Here is a 23,779-nt window from a genome sequence, read left to right as displayed (position 1 = left end):
AAGAAATGAAGTACGTGATGCTTTTACTTCAAGTAGGCGTGCTATATATATTTAGCTTAGTGGGTACGTGGATTCAGGAAATATTCCATCTATCAATACCGGGAAGTTTAATAGGGATGTTAATGCTGTTCCTGCTCCTTTCCACTCGCATTTTACCGTTAAAATGGTTTGAGTTAGGTGCGGAAAAGTTAATCGTATTTTTACCGTTATTTTTAATCCCTTCGACAACAGGGCTGATGGAATACGGGTCTTTTCTTTTAAGTAAGGGGAGTATTATATTCCTTTTAGTAGTTGCAAGTACTGTAGTAACTTTGATTGTTTCAGGGTATATAAGTCAATTATTAATAACAACAAAAAAATAAAATCGACAAGGTGCACGATTCAAATGGTCTTAATTATTATTACTGTAGCAATTTATTTCTTGGCGACAAAGCTATATAAAAAATTTACGTTTGCATTTACGTTACCGGTGTTAACAGTTACGGCAATTATGATTTGTTTATTTTTGATTTTTGGTATTTCTCATCATGAGTATAGGGAAAATGGAGGAGACATTCTTTCAAGCTTATTGAGCCCTGCAATTGTAGCATTAGCCATACCTCTATTTAAAGAGCGAAAGATACTTATGAAAAATTTTTTATCGATACTTATTGGAGTAGTAATAGGTATAGTGGCTGTAACGGGTATGAATGTAGTGATTGGCGGAATTTTAAATATAGATAAGGAACTTATATTAACTACTTTACCACAGTTAGCAACGATGCCTATTGCCTTATCATTAGCGGATCAAATTGGTGGTATTCCATCTATGACTTCTAGTTTTGTAGTTGTTGCAGGAATAACAGGTGCTATTATCGGACCAACAGTACTTAAGCTTTTCAGTATAACAAGTACGATTGGAAAAGGAGTTGGAATGGGCTGTGCATCACATATTATCGGTGTGAGCCGTTTAGTGAAGGAAGGCGAGAAAGAAGCGACTATCGGTTCGGTAACGATGATTGTAACTGGAATACTCATTAGTATACTAATACCGTATGGAACGAAATTTATTTTTTAAATGTAATGGAGATGATAACAATGACAACATGGTTTATAGTTACATTATTTGTTTTTGGAGCTATTAAAGTATTAGTTTCTAGCATGCCCACTTCTGTTGTAGAATCAATTATTAGTAAATTTGAATTGCATCAAAAGCTTGAGGCGGAAAATACTTCTATATCGATAGATGGAAAAAATATAGAGGGAGAAATGAAACTACAAGTTATTCATGAATTTAATGAGGCTTTGTTTTTAGATAAACATTATTTCCCGCCGCACGGAGAAGGGACACCAATAGTCATTGATACGAAGAAAGGGAATAAAGAGATTAGGTTTTCTCTATATAGCTATGAGGAACATGTTGATGTCATTAAGCAATATAAGAAGAAAGTCGTTGCCTATCGTTTACGCTCTAAAAGCCTTCAAACACTGGCACCATTAGCAATAATGGAAGAGTATGCTTAAGAAGGGACCTATAATGGTCTCTTTATTTTTTTATCCAATTATATACGTTCCAAATAAAAGAATAAAAAATCATATAACCAAATAAAGAATATGTATGGTTCCAATTCGCACTATGTACAAATAAACCTAAACTTTCAGCAATCTGTTCAAAAAGGCTAGCGCAAATACCGATCGAAATAATAAATAGAATTCTAGAAACTTTAGATAATTTTTTTGAAATGTGTATAAAGATAACTGTTAAAATCGGCAGTACGAACAATGTAAAAGCTATATTAACTAAAAATGTGGATGAGAAGGGTCTAGCTGGAAAGGAATATATTTGTTTATGAACAAAAAAAGCATCTAAACAAGTTCCAATAATAGAAGAGAGAAAGATTGTAACTACTAATGCTAGAAACTCATTCTTCTTCTCGGAGGAGGACATTTTTCTTTGCGAGAATTGCGAGTTCAATTTTTTCGAGTGTTTTGCAGTAGTCTTCTGTAATTTGTCCATTTATATTTTCCTCCTTATCAACTAAGTAATTTACAACTTGCCAATCGGTAAACCAATCTTCACTGTCAACTTCTTCATGCTTCATATCTCGCCATGCATAGACGAGTGAAGGACTGTATATACGATAAGCGCCACTTCGCAACTGGCATTTTTTTATTCGGCGCTTATAAAACTCACGGGAAAAAGATTCATTTACACTTGAAAATAAATGGGGCCAGTAATCTTTCCTTGAGCCTGTATGCGGATGATGTTGGGCCCAGCTTATTATTTGAGATAAAACATGTGTATCTCGAAATAATAATGAATACAATCTTTTTCCAATTAATATGCGTTCATGTAAGGAAGTGAAATGTTTCATTGTATCACCAAATAGTAATACTTTTTGTTTTTTATCATTTTCGTAGAATGGGAAAAGGATATGATTAAACTGAAAGAAATCAAAGAGTTTAAATCCAATACTATTTAGTACAGTCTTTTTAAATTGTACATTTTGAATCACTCTTTTTTCTAAGTAGTTTTGTTCATTAACAATAGTTGCAATCGCTAATGTTTTTTTGTTGCCTGTTTTCCAAAAATCGTTCCACATCGTTTCCATAAATGTAGAAACATTTAGGTGAGGGAGAAGGTGAAATAACTTTTGTGATCTCTTTACACTTTGTTCGTAAAGTAAAAATTGAGGGTATACATCTTGGAAAATAAGCCAATTCCCTCTTTCTAAAAAAGAAAAAAATATGAATTGATCTTTCTCTGATAAAATTCTCGTATATAAATCGCCCTTTAAATCAGTCATATTCCAACCGCCGTTACGTGATACCATATGCCCAAGCAGTGCCCAATGTATTTCTGGATATTGAATGTAAAATTGGTAGTATGCGCGTGTTCTTGTAACATTATTTTTATTTAGCTGTTCTGTTTGTATTTTTATTTTGTTGATGATGAGTTGCTCTTCTTTCGTTAATTTATACATGGTATCAGAAGGAATAAGTTTGCTTTTTTGTTTCAATTCATTTTTTACATCGAATAGGGAGAGAGGCAGTGCTTTGGAAGGTCCGTTATATGTATGATATGAATTGTGTCGGTCCATTCCGTTACCTCCCTTTTTCATAAATTTAAACATGATTATTGGCTATGAATCATTCTATTTATTTTATTACGAGTATAAGAAATAAATGAGCGGTGTTTTTTTACAAGGAATTTATTTATCATGCAAACAGTATAAAAAATCTTACTGTTGTGAGGTGAAATGAAAAACAGAAACTAAGTTTAATAGTTTCTGTTTTTTTATTTTGTCAATTAAATGTAACAAACGACGATTATGATTTGAATCAATTGAAAATAATTCAATAAATATTATTTAAATTGAGATGTTTCGTAGGAGGAAAAGGAATGTTAAATAAAATAATTTTAATTACTGGTGGTACAGGTTCGTGGGGGCATGAACTTATAAAACAACTATTAGAAAAATCACCGAAAGAAATTAGAATTTTTTCAAGAAATGAAACGGTTCAGTTTGAAATGCAGCAACAGTTTATAAATGATGATAGGCTAAAATTTATTATTGGAGATATTCGTGATAAAGATCAACTAGTCTATGCATGCCAAGGTGTACATTATGTATTCCATCTTGCAGCTTTAAAACACGTTCCAGTATGTGAGTATTATCCTTATGAAGCTATAAAAACTAACATACATGGTACGCAAAATGTAATTGAAGCCTCTACACAGATGCAAGTTGAAAAAGTTATATATGTTTCAACGGATAAAGCAGCTGATCCATCAAATACGTATGGGATGACAAAAGCAATTGGTGAAAAATTAATGGTTCATGCGAATATACAAACGAAGAAAACAAAATTCATTTGTGTTCGTGGTGGAAATGTTTTAGGAACGAGTGGAAGTGTAGTACCGCTTTTTAAACAACAAATTAAAAGATCTTCAGAAGTAGGGATTACCGATGCGAATATGACTAGATTTTTCTTAACAGTTGAAGATGCTGTTGGATTGTTATTTAAAGCCGTATATCAAGGTAGAGGCGGGGAAATCTTTGTTATGAAAATGCCGGCATGTAAAATAACAGATTTAGCAGAAATATTAATTGAAGATTCAAAAAAAGAAAATATTAAGGTGAAAGAGGTAGGGATAAGACCGGGTGAAAAATTAAGTGAAATGCTTCTATCTGAGGTAGAGAGTAAAACAAGTATAAGTTTTGATCAAAATTATTTTGTGGTACTACCGACGATTCCTATCGAAGGACTTCAAGAATATTATTCTAGCTATCCGCTAGTGGATGTGAAGAGTTTTAGTTCTCAACAAGACTTGCTTGCAAAACATGAGGTGAAACAAATGCTATTAAAAGGAGGGTTTTTGCGATGAAAAAAAATGCGAGCCTTTTAATAACTGGTGCAAATGGTTTCACAGGACGCCATGCTTGCCAATATTTTTTAGAGCAGGGCTTTCATGTAATTCCTATGTTTCAAAATCGTGCACATAGAGAAAAAATTAGAAATGGTATTACTTGTAATTTAACTAATAAGAGCGAAGTAATGAAGGTAATGAAACAAATAAAGCCAGACTACGTATTGCATTTAGCAGGAAGGAATTCGGTTATAGAATCTTGGACAGCTGCTCTTGAGTATATAGAGATTAATGTAATAGGAACGTTATATTTATTAGAAGCAATTAAGCAAGAAGCCTCGCATTGTAGAACATTAGTTATAGGATCTGCTTTGCAAGCAGATAGTATGAACGAAATAAAAATTTCAAATCCATATAGTTTAAGTAAAACGATGCAAGTCATTATTGCAGAGGCTTGGGGAGGATTAATGGATTCAAATATTATCATTGCAAAGCCCTCAAACTTAATTGGTCCAGGGGAATCGAATGGCATTTGTTCGATTCTCGCAAAGAAAATGTTAGATATAGAATCAGGTAGAAGTAAATCCATTATTGAAGTAAACAGTTTGAAAGATAGTAGAGATTTTCTAGATGTACGTGATGCGATTAAAGCGTATCATGTGTTATTACGAGATGGAATAAATGGAAAACAATATAATATCGGATCAGGAGTAAAACGATCTTTATTAAATGTACTAGAACAATATAAAGAATTAACACAGCTAAATTTTTTTATAGAGGAAACAGAGAAAAATGGGAGCGACTCAAATGAGAGTTTAGCAATAGAGGAAATAAAAAGGTTAGGTTGGATCCCAGAAATTGAATTTCATCAATCATTAAAAGATGTACTTGAGTATGCGAAGTGTAGTGACATCTGCATGCAATGAAAAACAAAAAAAGGGTGTAAGAAATATATGAATGATTATGAAATAATAGATAATCAAAATACGCTATTTCTTTCAATTGTTGATACGTTGGATTGGAGAGATGAAGAAGCGCATGTATTGCATCTTTATGAGGCAATACATAAATATCAAGCGTATGTAGAAGAAAAAAGGGTTAATCAAATAAAGTCAGCATTAGAGACGGAAACTAGATATGTGATTCAAATCTTTGCTCAATACGAGTGTAGTGAGTATGGAAATGATTTTTATGAACTCATTAACGATCTTTTACAAGATATAGAGGTGGAGTTAAAGATTTATATAAAAAATAATAAGTTTATTTACATTTAAAAGGTAAAGAGAAAGCTAGATTTTTAATAATAAAGGTGGGTATAAGTTATGAGCAAAACGATTCTTTTTACTGGGGGCGGTACAGCTGGACACGTTATGATTAATATTGTATTAATTCCTAAATTTATAGAGAAAGGCTGGAGAGTCGAGTATATTGGATCAAAAAATGGAATTGAAAAATCATTAGTGCAAAATGTTAAATACAATAGTGTTTCAACGGGCAAGCTTAGGAGATATTGGGATTGGGAAAATTTTAAAGATCCTTTTAAAATTATACGAGGTTGTTTACAAAGTTATAAATTAATTAAGAAAACAAAGCCTGACGTTATCTTTTCAGCAGGAGGATTTGTTTCAGTTCCTGTAGCTATAGGAGCATGGTTAAATCGTGTGCCTATAATTATACGTGAACCAGATAGCACATTAGGACTTGCCAATAAAATAGCATTACCTTTTGCTACAAAGCTATGCACAACATTTCCTCAGACAGGAGAAAATGTAAGTAATGAGAAGAAGGTTTATGTAGGACCAATTGTAAGGGAAGAAATTGAGAAGGGTAACGTATTACGAGGAAGAAGATATTGTGAATTTCAGCAAGATAAACCAGTATTATTAATTATGGGTGGGAGTCAAGGTGCTAAGTGGATAAATGATATGGTAAGGGAATGTTTAGATACAATACTATTAAACTTTAATATTATTCATATATGTGGTAAAGGAAAGGTAGACCCATCTATTGGCATGGAGGGGTATATGCAATTTGAATATATAGGCGACGAGTTGCCGCATATACTAAATATGGCAAGTGTTGTAGTTTCCAGAGCGGGTTCTACTGCTATTTCTGAATTGTTATTTTTGAAGAAACCGATGTTGCTTATCCCGTTAACTAACAGTTCCAGTAGGGGAGATCAAGTTTTAAATGCTGAATATTTTTCACGGCAAGGATATGCTGAAGTTATACTCCAAGACAGAGTAAGTACGAATACATTTATACATGCAGTAAATAAGTTGTATACAAATAAGGAGAAATATATTCAAAACATGAATGGATATAAGAAAACAAATGATGAGGGAATTCATCAAATAATAGATATAATAAATGAAGTGGTGAAGTAATAGAAATGTAAATAGAAAAACAAAAGGAAAGAAGGTATCTTCTTTCCTTTTTACTATATTTGTTCAAATTCATTATTATTTATTCTAATTAGTTATGTACTATCGGTGAATGCCGTTTTCTAATAGCTCAGTAAATGCATGAATATGAATAGGTTTACTGTAATAATAACCTTGAATAAACTGACATTTATTTTTTTGAAGGAAATTTACGTGCTCTTTTGTTTCTACACCTTCAGCAATGACAGACATTCCTAATGTATTTGCTAATGTGATGATCGTTTTAATAATTTCCATTCCATCATCACATGTTTCAGACATTGTAATAAATTCTCTCGGGATTTTTAACGTATCAATTGGATACAAAGGTAAGTAGGCTAGCGAAGAATAACCTGTACCAAAGTCGTCGATTGAGATGTGAATCCCTAAACTTTTTAGTGTGCGCAGTTTTATCAATGTTTCTCGCTCATCCATCATTGCAATTCGCTCTGTTAATTCAAGATCAAGAGAGCTTGCTGGTAAACCTGTATTTGTTAAAGTAGAAGAAATAGATTTTACAAAATCCTCTTGTTCAAATTCTTTAGCAGATAAATTTACACCTATTTTTAAATGTGAATATCCGAGTGCGTGCCAACGTTTCATTTGCTTACAAGCCTGCTCTAATGTCCATTTTCCTATTGAAATAATTTGTAGTGTTTCTTCTGCAATCGGAATAAACTCGTATGGAGAAATAATACCTAATTCAGGATGATTCCACCTAATTAAAGCTTCTGCACCGATAATTTTATTAGATTCACTATCAACTTGAGGTTGATACAAAAGGAACAATTCTTCATTTTGTAGTGCGTTTGGTAAATCTTTTTCTAATCGTAATCGTCTTTCAATTTTTTTAGCGATTACATCGTCATAAATAGAGACAGAATTAAGCTCTTTTGCTTTTGCATCATACATTGCAACATTAGCGTTTTTCAGAAGTGTAGCGGTATCGATTCCGGAATGTGGATAAATAGCGATACCGATACTCAGTGATAAAGTTAATTTATGCTCATGTATGATAAATGATTTTTTCATGCATTCAAATAATTGGTTACATAATTGGAATAAGTAATCTTCGTCAGTATAGTTTTCAATTATGATTGTAAATTCATCGCCACCGATTCTTGAAAGATGAGTATGTGATGGAAGACATGATTGGAATCGCTTTGCTACTTCTTCTAATATGTAATCTCCTGACGAATGTCCAAGTGTATCGTTAATTGCTTTAAAGCGATCTAAATCTAAATATAATAATGCAAACTCGCTTTCTGTTATTTTAGCATTTTTTATAACTCTCTTTAATTTCTTATGGAAAAAGGCACGGTTCCCAATTTTCGTTACAGTGTCATGGAATGCTAAATATTTTATTTCTTCTTGCTGTTTTTTTAGTGCAGTAATATCTTTCACCATAATATAGCTTCCTGAAATTTGTCCGTCTATTATAATAGGAATGATTGTAACGTATAAAAAATAAGTAAAGCCATCTTTATATTGAGAACTAAGTTGTAAGAATGCCGATTCTTGTTGTTTCACTTTTTCTAATGCCAATGCTAGCTTATGCTTATCTTCATCTAAAATGATTGAAAAACAAGTTTCACCTAGTAGCTCATCCGTTGGTGCCCCAAGTAGTACACTCCCAGCCTTATTTACATTTAAGAATATTCCATTTAAATCAATGGTGAAAATAGGGTCAGGATGATATTCATATAATGATTTAAACTTTTGTTGTTTTTGAGAAAGAGCCTCTGATTTATGAACTAAATCAGACGTCCGTACAGTAACTTTTTCTTCTAGTTGGGCATTAAATGCCTGCAAACGTTTTGTTAAGGAATTGTTTTGCATACGTACGATAGAATGACGAATGAGTACGAAAATAAAAGTAATACAATTCCCTGTAATGAGAGTTGAAGATGATGTTTGTTCTTTTAATGTAAACCCGATTAGTATTGCAACAGCAAGATAGGGAAATACAACTAAAGCTTTTTTTCCTATTATAGGGTTTACAATGAAATAATTTTTATGGCTATTATGATCTTCTGAAATAGAGCCAGCTATTGCAATAAGTAATATAGGTATTCTATATAAAAGACGTAATAATGTTATTGTTTCTGTTGATAAGTGGTTATTTAAGTAAAAATAAATATAGTTAAAAGTTGCAGAACTTATTAATACAAAAATAAATATATAAATTTTCCGTTTGGAATTAAAAATTGTTGGACGGAAAAAGAGACTAACACCTAGCAGTAGAAATAATAAATCTGCAATTGGATATAAAAATGAAAGGAAAACATCCCCTAGTGAAAGAGCGAATATATTTAAATTTGGCTGATTAAATAAATACCATTCTAATGTAAATATGGAAGTAAGCACTATGCATATATCACAAATAAAGAACGCTTTTTCCCATTTATTGCATTCCTTTAAAATTTTATAGCAGAAAGCGATAAGACAGAAAAATAGAAAAAACATGTAAAATACATCAGAAATAGTAAAACGATCTATTGGAATTTCGAAGAAGCTATCTTGATATGTATATACTATTTTCCCTAATAAAAAACTACCAATTGCTATTGTAATACATATCCAAAACGGATTTGAACTGACTTTTTTAGAATATATAGAGTAAATCAGTGATACAAATGTAATGGCTTCAACGACAAGTGAAGCGAAGCGTACATCTGAATTTGAAAAATGAGTAGGGAACAGATAGAAAAACATAAAATAGATTGAATAGCATATTAATGTTCCGATTAATATACATAATTGTAAATTTTTATTTAATTTCAATGAAATCACCTTCTTTAATTATGCACTATGTTCGTTATATCTATACATAATAATATTATTTAAGAATTGTATCAGATTTCCTTATAAAAATCATGTTTATAAGGAAAGTGTTAAAGAGTATAAGTATTCTTAAAGTTGAAAAAATATTGCGGTTGATAGTATAGACTGTATCAAGACTTTAAATAGAAATTGTATATTTAGTCATCCTTTGAATTGTAAAGTTTTTTTAGTGATTTGTAAGTGGAGATGCAAAATTGCATATAAAATGATGGGGATTTTTATTTTTAGTCTGAAAATTAATATTTGTAGAAATGTTAGGAAAAGATATAAAATAAGAACGTGTATTCTTACAGAGTGGAATAGTATTGCCACTAAATAGGGAGGTTTTTTTATGATATATCGAATTAAAGATGCAGAAATATACTATGAAATTGTGGGGGAGGGTAAACCGGTCATTATCATACATGGCTGCGCTCCTGACCATAGGTTAATGATGAAATGTATGGAATCAGTATTTCAGAAATATGAAGGTTATAAGCGAATATATATTGATTTACCTGGAATGGGAAAATCGAATGCTCCAAATTGGATAAATAGTTCAAATCGTATAGTAGATGTGCTTATCACATTTATTGAGGAAATCATTTCTACTGAAAAATTTTTATTGGTAGGAGAATCATATGGAGGCTATTTAGCCAAAGGTATACTTACAAAGATGTTTGAGAGAGTTAGCGGATTATTATTAGTATGTCCTGTTGTTGTAGCGGAGCCAGAAAAAAGGATTCTTCCAGATAAACAGGTAATTGTACAAGATGAGGAATTTTTAAATACGCTCACTTCCACAGAAAGAGAGGAATTTTGTGAGTTAGCTGTAATAGCAAATGAATATACATATAAGCGATTTAAAGAAGAAATTAAGCCTGGGTTAGATGTTGCTAATTATGAATTTATTGAAAGGTTGCAAAAGAATTACTCTCTTACTATGGATTTTCAGCATGAAAAATATGAAAATCCCGTTCTTTTACTGACTGGAAGACAAGATATATCAGTAGGTTATCAAAATATTATAGAAATTATTGAAGAATATCCAAGGGCAACGTTAGCAGTGTTAGATATGGCAGGGCATAATTTGCAAATTGAGCAGCCTGAATTATTTGAGAGTTTAGTAGGAGAATGGATTAGACGAACAAATCAGCACAGTTTATAAAGTATTTTAGTATTACCCCTAAGTGTTGAAATGGGATAAATGAACTTGATTTATTAACTTATCTCGCTATTTGCCGGGCAGCCCGATTAGTGAGGGCTGATTAAAGTTTCACTTTATAAAAAATTTTAAGGAGAAATTATGAGCACATATATTTATATGGTTAGACATGGTGAATCACCAAAACTAGAAGGAAATGAAAGAATGCGCGGGTTAACTGAGAGGGGACATATGGATGCCCGTGGAGTAACTGACATATTAAAAGCGGAGAGGATTGATACTTTTATTTCCAGTCCTTATAATCGGGCTATGTTAACGATAGAGGAGTCAGCTAATTTCCATGAAAAAGAAATAGTAGTATATGAAAATCTTAAAGAGTGTATGTTTTCAAGTGAGGATCAGGTTATATCAGACAAGGAGGTGTATCCACTTGTACAGAAGATGTTCTCTAATCCGGACTTCGCACGAACGGAAGGAGAGTCATATGTAGATTGCCAGAGAAGAGTAGTGAAAGTATTAAAAGAAATCTTAATGGATTTTCGAGGATGCAAAATTGTAATTGGTACACATGGGCTTGTCATGACATTAATGATGAACTATTTTGATAAACAATATGGTTTTGAATTTTTAATGAATACGTCAAAACCGGATATATATAAGATGGAATTTAAAGAAGAACAATTAATGAATGTAGAGAGATTATGGAAAGCTGAATAAAATTAGTTGCATGGATTTTGTTGTAAAAGTTACTTTTATAGCAAAGTCTTTTTTTGAATAGAAAGCATCTTTATCAACTATTGTTAGAATGTTAAATAAATAAGTAATTATTCAGTCTTTGAATAAATTATGGAGAAATTGGTTTAGGGAAACAATTTTAAATGTGTCAAAACTCCAAACGTTGGATTTATATTCAATAGGAGAAAAAGATGTAGAATTTTGTCTTACAGTCCCCGTTTACTTTTCATTTCATTACATATAGGCTTTGTGGTGTAAGGGAGGACATTACCTTTACGCAAAATCTATAAGGAGGTCATTGTAATGAAACAGATTAAAAAGTTTGCGGGAGTTGCTTTAGCGGGGACGATTGGATTAAGTGGACTACTGTTTTTAGAACCAAGTGTAAGCGTTGCGGAAGCACAGCAAGTGAAAGTAGAAAATTTCAATACAATTGATGTAACGATGAATCTAAATGAATTGTATGTATTAAGTGGCAGAAGCATTGATATTCTTTCTGGAGATAAAGAAGCAATTCAGTTAAATAAATACACAATTAGTTTTAATAAACCTGGGAAGTATGTGATTAAAGTAAATGGCTGTATTTATGATGATGTATATACTTTTATTGTAAATGAGTAGTATATATTCTTAAATTGCGAGATAAAAACAGAAACACCCTATTTGCGATGAGAGTCGTAAATAGGGTGGATTTATTTGTATTAAGCTGTACTTTAAATATGTTCGCTAATTTTCTTTTTGCCATGTAAAGTATGTAAAAGTGTTTGAAACATCTTAAATGATTGCTGAAAGATTGGACTTTGAATAAAGGTGTACAGAAAAGTTACGATGAAAACAGGACCTCCTAGCATAAATCCAATAACTAGTACAATACATTCTACTATGATTCTAGCACGGCTAATAGAAAGTCCTGTTTTGTCTGAAATAGTAAGCATGAATCCATCACGGGGTCCAGCGCCAATCCCAGCCGCAACGTACATACCTCCCCCGATACCTGTAATGGCAATACCAGAAAATAAAATGAGTAAGTTTATCCATAAATAATTACTAGCGTCTGGAAGCATGTTTGATTGTAAGAAAAAGTCCATAATGGGACCGATAAGTAGTGCATTCAAAAATGTCCCCACATTTATATATTTTCGATCTACTAGTAAAGATATTAGAACGAGACATAACCCACATATGACACTCCACGTACCGATGGTCCATCCAAACTTTTGGTAGAGAGCCATATTTAAAACTTCCCAAGGGTGCAAGCCGAGAAATTTAACTTTGACTGCAAGAGCGTTTCCAAGGCCAAAGAAAATTAATCCTAAGAAAAAAAGAAAATAGCGAAAGAGAGTTAGCCTCATCTTTACAACCTCCCATATTTTATAATTATGTATGTTACCTGTTACAGTTTTAATGTACAAATATTATGTCTTTTTATCATTCGTTTAAAAGTGTTAACAATGTAAATGAAATATATATCTTCACAGTCAAAAAAGTTAAAATATTTCGTTTTAAGGATTATAATGCAGGGAGAAACATAAAAGGGAGTGAATGAACTTGAAACAAGAACTTATTGAAAGATTTACGAGATATGTAAAAATTGATACGCAATCAAATGAAGAAAGTCATACAGTACCAACAACACCAGGACAAATTGAGTTTGGTAAGTTATTAGTGGAAGAGCTAAAAGAGATTGGGTTAACAGAAGTAACGATGGATGATAATGGCTATGTAATGGCAACACTTCCAGCTAATACGGACAAGGATGTTCCTGTAATCGGATTTTTAGCCCATTTAGATACGGCAACAGACTTTACAGGGAAAAACGTCAAACCACAAATTCATGAAAATTTTGATGGTAATGCAATTACGTTAAATGAAGAGCTAAATGTTGTGTTAACACCAGAGCAGTTCCCGGAATTACCATCATATAAAGGACATACCATTATTACAACTGATGGTACAACACTTCTAGGAGCAGATGATAAAGCTGGTCTTACAGAAATTATGGTTGCAATGAACCATTTAATACATAATCCGCAAATTAAGCACGGGAAAATAAGAGTAGCATTTACACCGGATGAAGAAATTGGTCGTGGGCCAGCGCATTTTGATGTAGAAGCGTTTGGTGCATCATTCGCTTATACGATGGATGGAGGTCCATTAGGTGGTTTAGAGTATGAAAGTTTTAATGCTGCAGGTGCTAAGTTAACGTTTAACGGAACGAATACACATCCTGGAACAGCGAAAAATAAAATGCGCAATGCTACTAAACTTGCTATGGAGTTTAATGGGTATTTACCAGTAGAAGAGGCGCCAGAATATACAGAAGGCTATGAAGGATTCTATCATTTACTTTCTTTAAATGGTGATGTTGAGCAAAGTAAAGCGTATTATATTATTCGAGACTTTGATCGTGAAAATTTTGAGGCACGTAAAAATAACGTTAAAAATATTGTGAAGACTATGCAAGAAAAATATGGCGAAGATGCAGTCGTTTTAGAAATGAATGATCAATACTATAACATGCTTGAAAAAATTGAACCGGTAAGAGAAATTGTTGATATTGCATATGAAGCAATGAAAAGTTTAGACATTGAACCAAATATTCATCCGATTCGCGGAGGCACAGATGGATCACAATTATCATATATGGGATTACCGACGCCGAATATTTTCACTGGTGGTGAAAACTATCACGGTAAATTTGAGTATGTTTCGGTAGATACTATGGAAAAAGCCGTTCAAGTTATTGTGGAAATTGCAAGACGTTTTGAGGAGCAAGCTTAAAAAAGAACCAAGTAGTACGAATGTGCTACTTGGTTCTTTTAATATAGTACTCGCCACAAATAAAAAGTCGCATAAGACTCCCAATTAGCCCAGTTTGCCGCGAAATCTTTTATTTCATTTTTTGTCGGTTTATTTTCGGAACCTGTTATAAATTTAATTGCATTATGCAGACCAACATCATCAATTGGAAAAGCCGAAGGAAATCTTAAACAACGCATTAAAACATAGTTGGCAGTCCATGGTCCTATACCATGGATAGCAGTTAATTGTTTCTCAGCAACCTTTACATCTTGTGTTTGCAGTAAATCCTCTTTTGATAATTTTCTCTCTGTAATAAGCTTCGCAATACTGATTAAATATTCACATTTTCTAGTCGTCATTTTTAATTGTTGAAGATTTTTTACATGTAGATTTGCAATTGTTTCAGGTGATGGGAATATCCAATGTTTTCTACCGTCCCATTCTACATAACTTCCAAATTGCTTAACTAATCTCCTTTTTAGCGTATAAGCATATGTTAGGTTAATTTGTTGACCGATAATTCCCCAGGAAAGTGCCTCAAATAAGTCTGGAATGCCTAAAGTACGAAGGCCATAATATTGTTCAATTGGTCCTTGAAGGAGTAAATCATGTTCAGCTAATGTATAAAATGGGGCTAAATCAGTAGTTAAATCAAACCATTCTTTTACATAGTTAACTACAGCTTCACGTATCGATTTTTCAGATGTATATGGTTCTTCTAAACAATGTATTTGAATATTTCCATCTGTATTTACACTAATTTCAACTAAAGGATTTACATCTTGAACAGGGATAACTTTATAAATTTTGTTGTCTTCAATATGGAACATACATTCATTGTTCGAACGTGATAGATAGCGTAAATTTTCTTGAAAACAAAATTCTTTCGGAACTGCTACAGATAATGCGCTATTATATTCTGCTGTCATATGAATTCCACCTGCACCTTTTCTAATGTAAGCAATTTTTTCTTCATTTCTAATCCACCCCTAAATCCGGTTAGTTTCCCATTCCTCCCAATAACGCGGTGACAAGGAATTGTAATAAGAAGAGGGTTAGCAGCAATAGCAGAAGCAACGGCGCGCACAGCTTTAGGTTTTTGAATTCTTTCAGCAATTTCTGTATAAGAATATGTCTTTCCATAAGGAATTTCACGTACCGCATTCCAAACAGATAATTGAAAATTAGTTCCATAAGCATCGATAGGAAATGTGAAAGTTTCTCGCTTGTTTTCTAAATGCTCGATAACTTCTTTCGTATATATTTGCAAGTAATCTGGACTATGGATCAATATATGTTGGGGCAGTTTTTTTCTAGCCCATATATTTAATTCTTCAAAGTTTTCTTCTTGTGATCCAATGAAGCATAGTCCATTTTCAGTTGCAGCAATATGAAATCGCCAATTTTCATGTGTAAGTAGCGTCCAATATATATAATTATTTTTGTAGGAATTCATTATCGTATCCCTCTTTCATTTCGTTCTTTTTTCGATATTCAGTAGGAGTAAATCCGGTTTTCTTTTTAAATAAAGTTGCGAAATACTCTGGGTTTTCTATCCCGACAGCAGTACTAATTTCTTTAATAGATTGATTTGTGTGTAAAAGGTATTCGGTTGCTTTAAGAACCCTGAATTGTTGTATATATTCTATAGGAGTTAGCCCTATTATTCTTTTGAAAGTACGCTGTAAATGAAAAGGGCTACCGTGACACATTTCCGCAAGCATGTCGAGAGTTAAGGATTCGTCATAATGCTTTTCGATATAGTCTTTAATTTGTTCTACCCACTCTTCATTAGGTAAAGTGATCCCGTTTGGCTTACAACGTTTGCACGGGCGAAAGTTTTTACTTAATGCTTGCTCTGCATGATGAAAAATTCGTACATTGTTTCTATTCGGTATTCTTGATTTGCATGATGGTCTGCAAAAGATTCCAGTTGATTTCACAGCATAAAAGAATTTGCTATCATAGGAAGAATCATTATGAATAATTGCTTGCCAATACTCATTTGTTAATGTAACTCCTTCCTTGTGCATAGAACATCACCTCTGAAATTAGTATAACCTGAATAAAGTGCGTATGTATGTATTCATAAATGTAAGAGCAAGATTACAAAGGTGAAAATATGATTGTTTTCTATTTTGTGATAGCATGAAATTTGGAAATAAACATCAAGAGGAGGACTATAAATGAAGTTAATTTCATGGAATGTAAATGGTTTGCGAGCTGTTATCGCAAAAGGTGGATTTTTGGAATATCTTGAGGAATCAAGTGCTGACATATTTTGTCTACAAGAGATTAAATTACAAGAAGGACAAATTGATTTAAATCTAGAGGGATATTATACATACTGGAATTATGCTGTGAAAAAAGGATATTCAGGAACGGCTATTTTTTCAAAAAAAGAACCGCTTTCAGTTACATATGGTTTAGGCATTGAAGAGCATGATCAAGAAGGACGACTTATTACTTTAGAATTCGAAGATTTTTACATGATAACGTTATATACACCAAATTCAAAACGTGGATTAGAACGATTAGATTACAGAATGAAATGGGAAGATGATTTCAGGTCCTATATCAAACGATTAGATGAGAAAAAACCAGTTATTTTTTGTGGAGATTTAAATGTTGCTCATAAAGAAATCGATTTGAAAAATCCGAAAAGTAATCGTAAAAACCCTGGATTCTCTGATGAGGAACGAGAGAAATTTTCATGTATTTTAGAAGAAGGGTTTGTTGATACATATCGTTACCTTTATCCTGATCAAGAAGGTGCATACTCGTGGTGGTCGTATCGTATGGGTGCGAGAGCGAAAAATATCGGATGGCGTTTAGATTATTTTGTTGTTTCGGAAAGAATGAAAGACCAAATAACAGAAGCGAAAATTAATAGTGAAGTAATGGGATCTGACCATTGTCCAGTTGAATTACATATAAATTTCTAAAAAAAGAAGTATCCATCTAACATTAGGCGGATACTTCTTTTTTAATTCAGTTTGTTAAAATTTTTCAAATCTTTCTTGAAATAATTGCATATTAAATATATACTTAGTAACGATAATCATTATCAATGAAAAATATTATCAATGGATGAGGTATAAAAGAATTATAGCTTAGGGGAAGTGAACGAGAATGAGTTCTGGATAGAATTATTAATCTAATGAAATATATATGTAAGACAAGTTTCATATAGTTAAATTTTATTGAGAATATAGTTTGGAAAATTCGAGAGGAGATATATAAAGATGAATAAAAAGTTATTTACATTAGGGATGGTTACAGTTTTAAGTGTAGGTTTAGCGGCATGTAATAGTGCGGATAAAACTTCAGGCGAGCAAAAACAACAGACAAAAGCTACGGAAACGAAAAAAGATGAAAAACGAAAAATCACATATTTAGGTAAAGAATATACAGTGCCAGCAAAAGTAGATAAAATTGCGACAGCTAGTTTAGAGTCAATGGAAGATGCGGCAGTACTTGGAATTAAACCAGTTGGTGCCATTACTGTTGGTGGTAAATTACCGAAGTATCTTGAGAAAGATTTAGAAGGTGCGAAATCTGTTGGTGAGAAAATGGAACCAAATTTCGAAACATTACTTCAATTAAAACCAGACGTTATTACATCAAGTACGAAATTCCCAGCAGAAACAGCTGAAAAGTTTACGAAAGTAGCTCCTACATTCCCGGTATCACACGTTTCAACAAATTGGGAAGATAACTTAAAGTTAATGGGAGAATTAACTGGTAAAAAAGATAAAGCAGAAAAAATTATTAAAGACTACAATTCGGACGCTGAAAAAGCAAAAGCAAAACTAGGAGATAAGTTAAAAGATAAAAAAGTACTTGTCATTAGACTAAGAGCAAATGACTTATTCCTATACCCAGAAGGAGTATACTTTAACCCTGTAATTTATAAAGATCTTGGACTAACTGCTCCAGAACAACTTAAAACGGTAAAAGCACAAGAAAAAATTTCTTTAGAAAAATTAGCTGAAGTTAATCCTGATTATATCTTCTTGCAATACGAAGCAAGTGAAAATAATAAACCGAAAGTGCTAGAAGATATTGAAAATAATCCAATTTGGCAAAGTATGAACGCTGCGAAAGAAAAGAAAGTATTTGTAAATGTTGTAGACCCAATGGCACAAGGTGGTACAGCTTGGAGTAAAACAGCATTCTTAAAAGAAGCAGTGAAAAAATTATCTAAATAATACAATAAGTAAGGTGCGTTGAATGATATGCAGAAAACAAATGCAGTACCAGTAACTATATTATGTATAGCACCCATACTCATCTTATTTACAGTTATACTTTCGATTTTGTATGGGGCAAAAAGTATTGACGCTGAAACAGTGTGGAACGCATTATTTCATTTTGATTCAAGCGATGTAAATCATAATATTATTATTACTTCACGTTTACCAAGGGTAGTTGCAGCTCTTTTAGTCGGAGCATTTCTAGCCATATCAGGAGCACTTATGCAGGGGATGACAAGAAACTATCTTGCATCCCCTTCTATTATGGGTGTGACGGATGGCGCTGCCTTTGTTATTACACTTAGCATGATTTTTCTTCCGGGAATGTCATCAATTGGTATGGTTTTATGTTCAATGATTGGTTCTGCACTAGGAGCCGGTATCGTGTTTGGTTTTGGTTCGCTCCTTCAAAATGGCTTATCACCAGTTAGGTTAGCGATTATAGGAACAGTTATTGGAACATTTTTAAGTAGTGTATCGGCTGCAATGGCTTCGTATTTCCAAATTTCTCAAAATGTTAGTTTTTGGTTTAATGCAAAGTTAGATCAAGTAGATCCTAATATCATTAAAATCACGATACCGTTTGGGATAATTGGAATAATTTTAGCACTGTTAATATCAAAATCTATTACCATTCTTTCATTAGGCGAAGAGGTTTCTATTAATTTAGGGCAACGTACAAAACTAGTTAAAGCGATGGCAATTTTATCGGTAATTTTCTTAACAGGAACAGCAGTTGCTTTAGTGGGGAAAGTTGGTTTTGTAGGTTTAATTATTCCGCACATTACCCGCTTTATAATTGGGGTAGATTATAAGTGGATTTTGCCATGTGCAGGTGTTATTGGTGGCGTTTTCTTAGCGTTATGTGACGTTTTGAGTAGATTTGTAAACTATCCATTTGAAACACCTATTGGAGTCGTTACCTCTTTAATTGGAATTCCTTTCTTCCTTTATTTAATCCGTACTAGAGGAGGAGAGCGACATGCCTAAAAGTTCAAGTCAACGTTTCGGAATGACGATGGGGATTATTATATTTTTAATACTATGTGCTATTTATATTAGTTTAACAAATGGTACGTTCGATATTACGATTACAGATGTATTTAAAACACTGTTTAGAATTGATCCAGTACCAGAACATGATTTAGTTATTTTTGAGTTTCGCCTTCCGCGCATCGTAATTGCTGGATTAGTAGGATTAGGCCTTGGTGTTGCGGGTGCCGTTATTCAAGGGATTACGAGAAATGGGTTGGCGGACCCAGGTATTTTAGGCGTAAATGCCGGAGCAGGAACAGCGATTGTCATTTTTATGTTTTTCTTTCAAGGGCAATTAAAAAGCACAGACTGGGTTTCTATTATGATGATGCCAATGTTTGGTTTAGTAGGCGGATTAGGTGCAGCTATCATCATTTATCTGTTTTCTTGGAAAAACGGTAAATTAGATTCGCAGCGACTTTTATTAACAGGGATTGCAATTGGATCAGGATTTGGAGCCTTTTCTATGTACTTATCACTCAAAATGAAGTCAACTGATTTTGAAATGGCCGCAGTGTGGGTGTCTGGAAGCATATATAGTGCGAACTGGAAGTATATTGTGGCTATGTTACCATGGCTTATTATCTTAATTCCGCTTATACAAAAGAAAGCTTATTTATTAGATTTATTTCAATTGGAAGAAACGAGTATTACAAGTTTAGGTGTTTCAGTAGAAAGAGAGAAATCGATTTTACTATTAAGTAGTATCGGGCTTGTGAGCGCATGTGTTGCTGTTTCAGGGAGTATCGGTTTTATTGGCTTAATGGCACCGCATATAGCGAAAAGGCTTGTCGGTATTCAACATAAGTATATAATTCCTACGTGCGGCGTAATCGGAATGTTTCTTGTAATTGCTTCAGACTTTATTGCGAAAACAGTTTTTACACCTGTAGAGCTACCAGTTGGAATCGTTATTTCTATTGTCGGTGTACCGTATTTCTTATATTTACTTTATAAGGCGAAAGCGTAAGAGGAGGAATAAAAGTGAGTATTTTAAGTGCAAAAAATTTAGAAACAAGTTATGAAAAGCTTACAGTGTTTCGCGATTTAAATGTGGAAATACAAGAAGGAAAAGTAACGACAATTATAGGTCCAAACGGTTGCGGTAAATCGACATTGTTAAAAACAATGGGAAGAATTTTAAAACAAAAAAGCGGTAAAGTATATTTGCAAGGACAGGATTTACATACAATTCCAACGAAAGAAATTGCGAAGCAGTTAGCTTTACTCCCGCAAACTCCAATTGCACCAGGTGAACTTAAAGTGGAAGAATTAATTTCTTATGGACGCTATCCACATCGAAATAACGTAAATAAGTTAACGACAAAAGATAAAGAAATGATTGATTGGGCATTAGATATAACGAAAACTTCTGAATTTCGAACGAGACAAATTGCAAATTTATCAGGTGGCCAAAGACAGAAGGTATGGCTAGCGATGGCATTAGCACAAGAGACAGAAGTGTTGCTATTAGATGAGCCAACTACATACCTTGATATGTCTCATCAATTAGATGTATTACAAATTGTGGAGAAGTTAAATAAAGAACATAATTGTACGGTTGTTATGGTATTACATGATATTAACCATGCAGCAAGGTTTTCAGATGAAATTATTGCAATGAAGGAAGGAGAAATTGTTACAACTGGTAGCCCAGAAGAAATCATTACAAATGAAGTGTTAAAAGAAGTATTTCATATTGATGCACGTGTCATGATTGATCCGTATAACGGGGCTCCTGTTTGTTTCGGTTATGATAGCGTTGTATCTCAAGAAGAAAAAATCGAAATATATGTAACAAGTTAAAAAGGGGGGGATAGGGTGAATACTACAGTTGAAAAACAGCAGATTATAACATCTAATACAGAGCAGTGGAAAATGTATTCAAAATTAGAAGGTAAGGAATATCAAATTCATATTTCAAAGCCGAGGCAACCAGCACCGGATTCAGGATATCCTGTCATTTACGTATTAGATGGCAATGCCTTTTTTCAAACATTTCATGAAGCAGTTAAAATACAATCAGTAAGAGCGGAAAAAACCGGTGTTTCACCAGCTATTATAGTAGGAGTGGGTTATCCAATTGAAGGCGCATTTTCAGGGGAAGAAAGGTGCTATGATTTTACGCCTAGCGTAATTTCAAAAGATGCCCCTTTAAAACCAGACGGTAAACCGTGGCCTAAAACAGGAGGAGCACATAATTTCTTTACTTTTATTGAAGAAGAACTGAAACCACAAATTGAAAAGAATTTTGAGATTGATAAAGGTAAGCAAACTTTATTTGGGCATTCTTTAGGTGGCCTATTCGCTTTGCATATACTATTTACAAACTTGAATGCTTTTCAAAATTATTTTATTAGTAGTCCATCTATATGGTGGAATAATAAATCCGTTCTTGAAAAAGAAGAGAACCTTATAATTGAATTAAACAATGCTAAGTTTGAAACAGGAGTGTTCCTTACAGTTGGATCACTTGAACGAGAACATATGGTTGTAGGTGCAAATGAATTATCAGAGCGCCTTCTCCAAGTAAACCACGATAAACTTAAATTTAAGTTTTATGAAGCTGAAGGGGAGAATCATGCATCTGTTGTGCCGACGTCTTTAAGTAAAGGATTGAGGTTTATTAGTTACGTATAGGAAAAAAGGTTATGGATAAAACATTCCATAACCTTTTTTAATATGTAGAATTGTCCTTTTCGAAAGTTTTGTTTCAACTTTTCGTCTAAAGAGACAAAAAGTTGTCACAAATCGGTCACAATTAGCATAAACATAAAATAGACGAAATGAACTTATTTCCAAAAGGCTTGGTTTATTTCAATCATGATTCGTAGAGTTGAAAAAGCATGGATTAAAAGTTCACTATATTCCCAAGGAGGTAGATCGTATGAAAACTATTCTTGCTATCGCTGGACTTATTTGGGTTTTATCGCATGGCATTCCAATTTATGAAGGAGAACAAATTCGCAGTGCTCTAAATAAAAATTTTAATGAATATCATATCATTGATCGGCAAGATAATGTTGTGACAGTTCGAGTAAATGACTGTTTTCATACGGTAACCGTTGAAGGAACTTCAGTAGTGAATGATACAAAAGTATGTGATCAGCAATAATTATATATGGAAAGAAAAATTCTCGGATTAAATATCTGAAAATTTAAATTTAAACATTATAGACGAAGAATAAGCGGGGGCGGGTAATCCCCGCTTATTCTTGTTTCACTTTATTGAATTTTGATGAGAGATATAATGATTTTTTGACAAAAAGGAAAGGGTATACTGAAAATTGAGATTAAGAAGCTAATGAGTTGTTAAGAATAATCATAAAGTGTAAATATACTCTTATGGGGTATCATGCGTAGATATTTAATGCTATAATTGGTATACTCATAAAAAACAATTGTTTTATTGGATGAAGAGAAACTTTAAGAAGGTGATAATATGGATCATAAAGAGCATGAAGCAGTAACACATAGATCAGAAAAAGAAAAAGAACAGATTATAAATAGATTAAAGAGAATTGAAGGACAGGTCCGCGGTATTCAAAACATGATTGAAAATGATCGTTATTGCGTAGATATTTTAGTGCAAATTTCAGCGATTAATGCAGCGATGAAAAAAGTAGGAATGGGCGTTCTCAAAAATCATACGAGTCATTGTGTTTCAGGAGCTATTAAAAATGGAAATGGTGACGAAGCAATTGAAGAATTAATGACAGTATTTGAACGTTTTTCAAAAGCGTAAAAACAAGCTAGTATTTAACTGGCTTGTTTTTTTGTTTACCCTCATATTGGATTTTGGTGTATTGTAGTGAAAAAGTGTGTGTAAAATAAACTTTTAGAAAATAATTGAAAAATCATGATACAAAACCATTGATTACCTTAGGGGGGTATGGTAAGATGTAATTGTGATTAACAAACAATGAATAAACAAGAGGAGGATTTTAAATGGAACAGTTAACATTACAAGTTGAAGGTATGTCTTGTGGACATTGTGTAAATGCTATCGAAAGCAGTGTGAAAGAGCTAAACGGTGTTGAACAAGTGAAGGTTCAATTAGCAGAAGGAACTGTTGAAGTTACTATCGACTCGTCTGCTGTAACATTAAAAGATATCGTTGCTGTAATCGAAGATCAAGGATACGATGTTCAATAATTATTTTTAGATATGGAAATAAATCGTACTTTAA

27 protein-coding genes are annotated in these 23,779 nt (G+C 32.9%); 20 read left to right on the top strand and 7 right to left on the bottom strand.

The genetic code is table 11. The annotated features are described in order from the left end of the window. Positions 1 to 5: 5 nt before the first annotated feature. From OXT04_RS05940 to OXT04_RS05930, 3 genes are read left to right on the top strand one after another with little or no spacing between them, the layout of a single operon-like run. The gene (locus OXT04_RS05940; protein ID WP_000878380.1) at positions 6 to 362 is read left to right on the top strand and encodes a CidA/LrgA family holin-like protein; all 357 of its coding nucleotides are present in this window, start codon (positions 6 to 8) and stop codon (positions 360 to 362) included. A 23-nt stretch (positions 363 to 385) separates the two neighbouring features. Beyond that, positions 386 to 1,057, top strand: coding sequence for an LrgB family protein (locus tag OXT04_RS05935; RefSeq protein WP_074625419.1), 672 nt, complete (start codon positions 386 to 388; stop codon positions 1,055 to 1,057). A 20-nt stretch (positions 1,058 to 1,077) separates the two neighbouring features. Beyond that, positions 1,078 to 1,503, top strand: a complete 426-nt coding sequence (locus tag OXT04_RS05930; protein WP_000214633.1) for a YfmQ family protein — start codon at positions 1,078 to 1,080, stop codon at positions 1,501 to 1,503. 22 nt (positions 1,504 to 1,525) lie between these two features. On the opposite strand, the gene OXT04_RS05925 is transcribed toward OXT04_RS05930, so the two are convergent. Next, on the bottom strand, positions 1,526 to 1,927 hold the full coding sequence (locus tag OXT04_RS05925; protein WP_015406501.1) for a CBO0543 family protein: 402 nt from the start codon (positions 1,925 to 1,927) through the stop codon (positions 1,526 to 1,528). Next, complete coding sequence (locus tag OXT04_RS05920) at positions 1,902 to 3,080, bottom strand: DUF2515 domain-containing protein (RefSeq protein WP_090977236.1); 1,179 nt, start codon at positions 3,078 to 3,080, stop codon at positions 1,902 to 1,904. The genes OXT04_RS05925 and OXT04_RS05920 overlap by 26 nt, the downstream gene beginning before the upstream one ends. Positions 3,081 to 3,382: 302 nt before the next feature. On the opposite strand from OXT04_RS05920, the gene OXT04_RS05915 reads away from it, so the two are divergent. The 4 genes from OXT04_RS05915 to OXT04_RS05900 are packed head-to-tail and all read left to right on the top strand — an operon-like array spanning position 3,383 to position 6,738. Further along, the gene (locus tag OXT04_RS05915) at positions 3,383 to 4,369 is read left to right on the top strand and encodes a UDP-N-acetylglucosamine 4,6-dehydratase family protein (RefSeq protein ID WP_063537109.1); all 987 of its coding nucleotides are present in this window, start codon (positions 3,383 to 3,385) and stop codon (positions 4,367 to 4,369) included. Beyond that, a complete protein-coding gene (locus OXT04_RS05910) occupies positions 4,366 to 5,277 on the top strand; it encodes an SDR family oxidoreductase (protein ID WP_088025022.1) in 912 nt (303 codons plus the stop codon). Before OXT04_RS05915 ends, OXT04_RS05910 begins: the two co-directional genes overlap by 4 nt. Before the next feature lie 27 nt (positions 5,278 to 5,304). Continuing rightward, a complete protein-coding gene (locus OXT04_RS05905) occupies positions 5,305 to 5,625 on the top strand; it encodes a DUF6572 domain-containing protein (RefSeq protein ID WP_065229228.1) in 321 nt (106 codons plus the stop codon). A gap of 48 nt (positions 5,626 to 5,673) precedes the next feature. Further along, complete coding sequence (locus OXT04_RS05900; protein WP_053563777.1) at positions 5,674 to 6,738, top strand: undecaprenyldiphospho-muramoylpentapeptide beta-N-acetylglucosaminyltransferase; 1,065 nt, start codon at positions 5,674 to 5,676, stop codon at positions 6,736 to 6,738. 99 nt (positions 6,739 to 6,837) lie between these two features. Here OXT04_RS05900 and OXT04_RS05895 read toward each other — a convergent pair whose 3' ends face one another. Next, on the bottom strand, positions 6,838 to 9,558 hold the full coding sequence (locus OXT04_RS05895) for a putative bifunctional diguanylate cyclase/phosphodiesterase (protein WP_044307328.1): 2,721 nt from the start codon (positions 9,556 to 9,558) through the stop codon (positions 6,838 to 6,840). 391 nt (positions 9,559 to 9,949) lie between these two features. Between OXT04_RS05895 and OXT04_RS05890 the strand changes: the two genes are divergently transcribed. From OXT04_RS05890 to OXT04_RS05880, 3 genes are all read left to right on the top strand, one after another. Further along, the gene (locus OXT04_RS05890) at positions 9,950 to 10,765 is read left to right on the top strand and encodes an alpha/beta fold hydrolase (RefSeq protein ID WP_046392965.1); all 816 of its coding nucleotides are present in this window, start codon (positions 9,950 to 9,952) and stop codon (positions 10,763 to 10,765) included. 138 nt (positions 10,766 to 10,903) lie between these two features. Next, on the top strand, positions 10,904 to 11,479 hold the full coding sequence (locus OXT04_RS05885) for a histidine phosphatase family protein (RefSeq protein WP_267413899.1): 576 nt from the start codon (positions 10,904 to 10,906) through the stop codon (positions 11,477 to 11,479). Between the two features lie 321 nt (positions 11,480 to 11,800). Continuing rightward, positions 11,801 to 12,118: a hypothetical protein gene (locus OXT04_RS05880; protein ID WP_000809495.1), complete on the top strand. Its 318-nt coding sequence runs from the start codon at positions 11,801 to 11,803 to the stop codon at positions 12,116 to 12,118. Between the two features lie 92 nt (positions 12,119 to 12,210). Here the strand turns inward: OXT04_RS05880 and OXT04_RS05875 are convergent, their stop codons facing one another. Beyond that, complete coding sequence (locus tag OXT04_RS05875; RefSeq protein WP_001241256.1) at positions 12,211 to 12,849, bottom strand: YczE/YyaS/YitT family protein; 639 nt, start codon at positions 12,847 to 12,849, stop codon at positions 12,211 to 12,213. A 196-nt stretch (positions 12,850 to 13,045) separates the two neighbouring features. Here OXT04_RS05875 and pepT point away from each other — a divergent pair, with 196 nt between their 5' ends. After that, a complete protein-coding gene (gene pepT, locus OXT04_RS05870) occupies positions 13,046 to 14,278 on the top strand; it encodes a peptidase T (RefSeq protein ID WP_000807014.1) in 1,233 nt (410 codons plus the stop codon). 38 nt (positions 14,279 to 14,316) lie between these two features. On the opposite strand, the gene OXT04_RS05865 is transcribed toward pepT, so the two are convergent. Genes OXT04_RS05865 through OXT04_RS05855 form a run of 3 tightly spaced genes read right to left on the bottom strand, consistent with a single transcriptional unit; the run spans position 14,317 to position 16,332 of the window. After that, positions 14,317 to 15,228, bottom strand: coding sequence for a DNA-3-methyladenine glycosylase 2 (locus OXT04_RS05865; protein ID WP_267413895.1), 912 nt, complete (start codon positions 15,226 to 15,228; stop codon positions 14,317 to 14,319). Beyond that, complete coding sequence (locus OXT04_RS05860) at positions 15,225 to 15,755, bottom strand: methylated-DNA--[protein]-cysteine S-methyltransferase (protein ID WP_267413894.1); 531 nt, start codon at positions 15,753 to 15,755, stop codon at positions 15,225 to 15,227. The genes OXT04_RS05865 and OXT04_RS05860 overlap by 4 nt, the downstream gene beginning before the upstream one ends. Further along, a complete protein-coding gene (locus OXT04_RS05855; protein ID WP_090977240.1) occupies positions 15,736 to 16,332 on the bottom strand; it encodes a bifunctional transcriptional activator/DNA repair enzyme AdaA in 597 nt (198 codons plus the stop codon). Before OXT04_RS05855 ends, OXT04_RS05860 begins: the two co-directional genes overlap by 20 nt. 153 nt (positions 16,333 to 16,485) lie before the next feature. On the opposite strand from OXT04_RS05855, the gene OXT04_RS05850 reads away from it, so the two are divergent. The 9 genes from OXT04_RS05850 (at position 16,486) to copZ (ending at position 23,745) form a co-directional block, all read left to right on the top strand. After that, a complete protein-coding gene (locus tag OXT04_RS05850) occupies positions 16,486 to 17,244 on the top strand; it encodes an exodeoxyribonuclease III (RefSeq protein WP_016512427.1) in 759 nt (252 codons plus the stop codon). A gap of 300 nt (positions 17,245 to 17,544) precedes the next feature. Then, positions 17,545 to 18,510 (top strand): iron-hydroxamate ABC transporter substrate-binding protein, encoded by a 966-nt coding sequence (locus OXT04_RS05845; RefSeq protein WP_090977244.1) that lies wholly within the window; start codon positions 17,545 to 17,547, stop codon positions 18,508 to 18,510. Between the two features lie 27 nt (positions 18,511 to 18,537). Then, entirely contained in the window at positions 18,538 to 19,545 is a 1,008-nt protein-coding gene (locus OXT04_RS05840) for a FecCD family ABC transporter permease (RefSeq protein ID WP_001173064.1), read from the top strand. Continuing rightward, positions 19,538 to 20,560, top strand: coding sequence for a FecCD family ABC transporter permease (locus tag OXT04_RS05835; RefSeq protein ID WP_023522806.1), 1,023 nt, complete (start codon positions 19,538 to 19,540; stop codon positions 20,558 to 20,560). The genes OXT04_RS05840 and OXT04_RS05835 overlap by 8 nt, the downstream gene beginning before the upstream one ends. 14 nt (positions 20,561 to 20,574) lie before the next feature. Beyond that, a complete protein-coding gene (locus tag OXT04_RS05830) occupies positions 20,575 to 21,396 on the top strand; it encodes an ABC transporter ATP-binding protein (RefSeq protein ID WP_000025764.1) in 822 nt (273 codons plus the stop codon). A gap of 15 nt (positions 21,397 to 21,411) precedes the next feature. Then, positions 21,412 to 22,230, top strand: coding sequence for an alpha/beta hydrolase (locus OXT04_RS05825; RefSeq protein WP_001098701.1), 819 nt, complete (start codon positions 21,412 to 21,414; stop codon positions 22,228 to 22,230). A gap of 247 nt (positions 22,231 to 22,477) precedes the next feature. Continuing rightward, complete coding sequence (locus OXT04_RS05820; RefSeq protein WP_000849103.1) at positions 22,478 to 22,705, top strand: hypothetical protein; 228 nt, start codon at positions 22,478 to 22,480, stop codon at positions 22,703 to 22,705. Between the two features lie 327 nt (positions 22,706 to 23,032). After that, positions 23,033 to 23,335 carry a metal-sensing transcriptional repressor gene (locus OXT04_RS05815; protein ID WP_000349637.1) on the top strand — a complete coding sequence of 101 codons (303 nt, stop codon included), beginning with the start codon at positions 23,033 to 23,035 and terminating at the stop codon, positions 23,333 to 23,335. A gap of 203 nt (positions 23,336 to 23,538) precedes the next feature. Next, positions 23,539 to 23,745, top strand: a complete 207-nt coding sequence (gene copZ, locus OXT04_RS05810) for a copper chaperone CopZ (RefSeq protein WP_000436973.1) — start codon at positions 23,539 to 23,541, stop codon at positions 23,743 to 23,745. The last annotated feature ends 34 nt before the right edge of the window (positions 23,746 to 23,779 follow it).

It is taken from the genome of Bacillus sp. GC_Bacil_1, assembly GCF_026540675.1.
GTDB lineage: Bacteria > Bacillota > Bacilli > Bacillales > Bacillaceae_G > Bacillus_A > Bacillus_A cereus.
Note: the sequence above shows the minus strand (reverse complement) of the source record. Positions and strands in the feature narration are given on the sequence as shown.

Bases quoted from the DNA above. Each gene is read 5' to 3' on its own strand.
- OXT04_RS05845 (WP_090977244.1), top strand. From the start codon at position 17,545: ATGAATAAAAAGTTATTTACATTAGGGATGGTTACAGTTTTAAGTGTA.
- OXT04_RS05915 (WP_063537109.1), top strand. From the start codon at position 3,383: ATGTTAAATAAAATAATTTTAATTACTGGTGGTACAGGTTCGTGGGGG.
- OXT04_RS05940 (WP_000878380.1), top strand. From the start codon at position 6: ATGAAGTACGTGATGCTTTTACTTCAAGTAGGCGTGCTATATATATTT.
- OXT04_RS05935 (WP_074625419.1), top strand. From the start codon at position 386: ATGGTCTTAATTATTATTACTGTAGCAATTTATTTCTTGGCGACAAAG.
- OXT04_RS05840 (WP_001173064.1), top strand. From the start codon at position 18,538: ATGCAGAAAACAAATGCAGTACCAGTAACTATATTATGTATAGCACCC.
- OXT04_RS05910 (WP_088025022.1), top strand. From the start codon at position 4,366: ATGAAAAAAAATGCGAGCCTTTTAATAACTGGTGCAAATGGTTTCACA.
- OXT04_RS05850 (WP_016512427.1), top strand. From the start codon at position 16,486: ATGAAGTTAATTTCATGGAATGTAAATGGTTTGCGAGCTGTTATCGCA.
- OXT04_RS05900 (WP_053563777.1), top strand. From the start codon at position 5,674: ATGAGCAAAACGATTCTTTTTACTGGGGGCGGTACAGCTGGACACGTT.
- OXT04_RS05855 (WP_090977240.1), bottom strand. From the start codon at position 16,332: ATGCACAAGGAAGGAGTTACATTAACAAATGAGTATTGGCAAGCAATT.
- OXT04_RS05835 (WP_023522806.1), top strand. From the start codon at position 19,538: ATGCCTAAAAGTTCAAGTCAACGTTTCGGAATGACGATGGGGATTATT.
- OXT04_RS05860 (WP_267413894.1), bottom strand. From the start codon at position 15,755: ATGAATTCCTACAAAAATAATTATATATATTGGACGCTACTTACACAT.
- OXT04_RS05865 (WP_267413895.1), bottom strand. From the start codon at position 15,228: ATGACAGCAGAATATAATAGCGCATTATCTGTAGCAGTTCCGAAAGAA.
- OXT04_RS05885 (WP_267413899.1), top strand. From the start codon at position 10,904: ATGAGCACATATATTTATATGGTTAGACATGGTGAATCACCAAAACTA.
- OXT04_RS05930 (WP_000214633.1), top strand. From the start codon at position 1,078: ATGACAACATGGTTTATAGTTACATTATTTGTTTTTGGAGCTATTAAA.
- copZ (WP_000436973.1), top strand. From the start codon at position 23,539: ATGGAACAGTTAACATTACAAGTTGAAGGTATGTCTTGTGGACATTGT.
- OXT04_RS05905 (WP_065229228.1), top strand. From the start codon at position 5,305: ATGAATGATTATGAAATAATAGATAATCAAAATACGCTATTTCTTTCA.
- OXT04_RS05875 (WP_001241256.1), bottom strand. From the start codon at position 12,849: ATGAGGCTAACTCTCTTTCGCTATTTTCTTTTTTTCTTAGGATTAATT.
- OXT04_RS05820 (WP_000849103.1), top strand. From the start codon at position 22,478: ATGAAAACTATTCTTGCTATCGCTGGACTTATTTGGGTTTTATCGCAT.
- OXT04_RS05880 (WP_000809495.1), top strand. From the start codon at position 11,801: ATGAAACAGATTAAAAAGTTTGCGGGAGTTGCTTTAGCGGGGACGATT.
- OXT04_RS05815 (WP_000349637.1), top strand. From the start codon at position 23,033: ATGGATCATAAAGAGCATGAAGCAGTAACACATAGATCAGAAAAAGAA.
- OXT04_RS05925 (WP_015406501.1), bottom strand. From the start codon at position 1,927: ATGTCCTCCTCCGAGAAGAAGAATGAGTTTCTAGCATTAGTAGTTACA.
- OXT04_RS05920 (WP_090977236.1), bottom strand. From the start codon at position 3,080: ATGGACCGACACAATTCATATCATACATATAACGGACCTTCCAAAGCA.
- OXT04_RS05890 (WP_046392965.1), top strand. From the start codon at position 9,950: ATGATATATCGAATTAAAGATGCAGAAATATACTATGAAATTGTGGGG.